Origin of the sequence: Allosphingosinicella sp. (assembly GCF_036570505.1) — a bacterium.
Taxonomy (GTDB): Bacteria; Pseudomonadota; Alphaproteobacteria; order Sphingomonadales; family Sphingomonadaceae; genus Allosphingosinicella.
Window position 1 is genome coordinate 1 of the sequence record NZ_DATCYB010000074.1, and the last position, 1,588, is coordinate 1,588.

The 1,588-nt window shown below is 67.4% G+C and carries 2 protein-coding genes and 1 pseudogene; 1 reads left to right on the top strand and 2 read right to left on the bottom strand.

Annotation, left to right across the window (positions count from 1 at the left end; translation table 11 throughout):
• Nucleotides 1-10 precede the first annotated feature (10 nt).
• The gene (gene glpX / locus VIR62_RS09010) at nt 11-982 is read right to left on the bottom strand and encodes a class II fructose-bisphosphatase (RefSeq protein WP_431870553.1); all 972 of its coding nucleotides are present in this window, start codon (nt 980-982) and stop codon (nt 11-13) included.
• A 98-nt stretch (nt 983-1,080) separates the two neighbouring features.
• Between glpX and VIR62_RS09015 the strand changes: the two genes are divergently transcribed.
• Nucleotides 1,081-1,428 carry a hypothetical protein gene (locus VIR62_RS09015; RefSeq protein ID WP_431870555.1) on the top strand — a complete coding sequence of 116 codons (348 nt, stop codon included), beginning with the start codon at nt 1,081-1,083 and terminating at the stop codon, nt 1,426-1,428.
• Between the two features lie 6 nt (nt 1,429-1,434).
• Here the strand turns inward: VIR62_RS09015 and VIR62_RS09020 are convergent.
• Nucleotides 1,435-1,588: pseudogene (locus tag VIR62_RS09020) on the bottom strand (aminotransferase); the annotation flags it as partial.

Sequence of the window (1,588 nt, forward strand, 5' to 3'; positions counted from 1 at the left end):
CCGGGAAGCCTCAGCTCTTGCGGTGCTCGCCCTTCACCCAGCGCACGGTGCCGGAGGAGGCGCGCATCACCACGCTCTCGGTCGTCATCACCCCTCCCTTGAGGCGCTTGACGCCATCGAGCAGCGAGCCGTCGGTCCCGCCGGTGGCGGCGAAGATGCAGTCGCCCTTGGCGAGATCGTGGAGGTGGTAGATGCGGTCGAGATCCGTCACGCCCCATTTGGCGGCGCGGGCGCGCTCGTCGTCGTTCCTGAAGACCAGTCGGCCCTGGAACTGGCCGCCGACGCAGCGCAAGGCCGCCGCCGCCAGCACGCCCTCCGGCGCCCCGCCTTGGCCCATATAGACGTCGATGGTCGTGTCGGGATCGGTGACCGCGATCACGCCCGCGACATCGCCGTCCGGGATGAGCTGGATGCCACAGCCAAGCGCCCTCAACTCAGCGATGATCGATTCATGGCGCGGCCTATCGAGCACGCAGGCGATGATGTCGCCGGGCTCGACGCCCTTCGCCTTGGCGATGGCGCGGATATTCTCGGTCGGGGATTTGGTGAGGTCGATCGTCCCTTCGGGATAGCCCGGCCCGATGGCAAGCTTGTCCATATAGACGTCGGGCGCATTGAGGAGGCAGCCCTGCTCGGCGATGGCGAGGACGGCGAGCGCGTTGGGCCCGGCCTTGGCGGTTATGGTGGTGCCCTCCAGCGGATCGAGCGCGATGTCGATGCGCGGCCCGCCATGATCCGCCTTGCCGACCTTCTCGCCGATATAGAGCATCGGCGCCTCGTCCCGCTCACCTTCGCCGATGACGACCGTGCCGTCGAAATCGAGCTGGTTCAGCGCCTCCCGCATCGCCTCGACCGCGGCGGCGTCGGCGGCCTTTTCGTTGCCGCGGCCGACGAGCTTCGACGCCGCGACCGCCGCGGCTTCCGTCACCCGCACCATCTCCAGCACGAGCACCCGGTCGAGCACATGACTTGCAGTCACCATTTTTTCTGTCACCCTGTCTGAAGCTTTTGCGGCTCCGATAGGCGAGGCCATTGTCAAAGTCGAGAATGACGGCCGTGTTGATCGGGGGAGCGATGGCAATGACCGCCCCGGCCCAGACGCTCACCGCGGAACAGGCGCTGGAGAACTATCGCGACACGTTCGTGCCGGTGTCGGAACTCGATTGCCCGGAAAGCGAAAACCCCGACGAGATCGTCGTCTGCGGCCGCCGACCCGGCGCCCCGGACCCCAACCGCCTTCCTCTGCCGGTCGAACCGCTTCCCGGCGCCCGCGACTCCGACGACGCCCTCTCCGGCACCCAGGTGCTGAACAGAAAGGAGCCCTGCTCCACCGTCGGCCCCAACAATGGCTGCGGCGGCGCCCTTCCCGTCTTTCAGGTCATCGGCGTCGCGGTGAAAGCCGTGCAGGCCCTCGTGGATGGAGAATAGCAGGCGCTACTCTGCCGAGAGAAACTTCTTCACGCTCCGTGCGGCCTGCCTGATCCGCTGCTCGTTCTCGACCAGCGCGATCCGCACGAACCCCTCGCCTTCCTCACCAAAGCCCGCGCCCGGCGCCACCGCGACGCCCGCCTCGGTCAGCAGCCTTTTG

Bases quoted from the DNA above. Each gene is read 5' to 3' on its own strand.
- glpX (WP_431870553.1), bottom strand. From the start codon at position 982: ATGGTGACTGCAAGTCATGTGCTCGACCGGGTGCTCGTGCTGGAGATG.
- VIR62_RS09015 (WP_431870555.1), top strand. From the start codon at position 1,081: ATGACCGCCCCGGCCCAGACGCTCACCGCGGAACAGGCGCTGGAGAAC.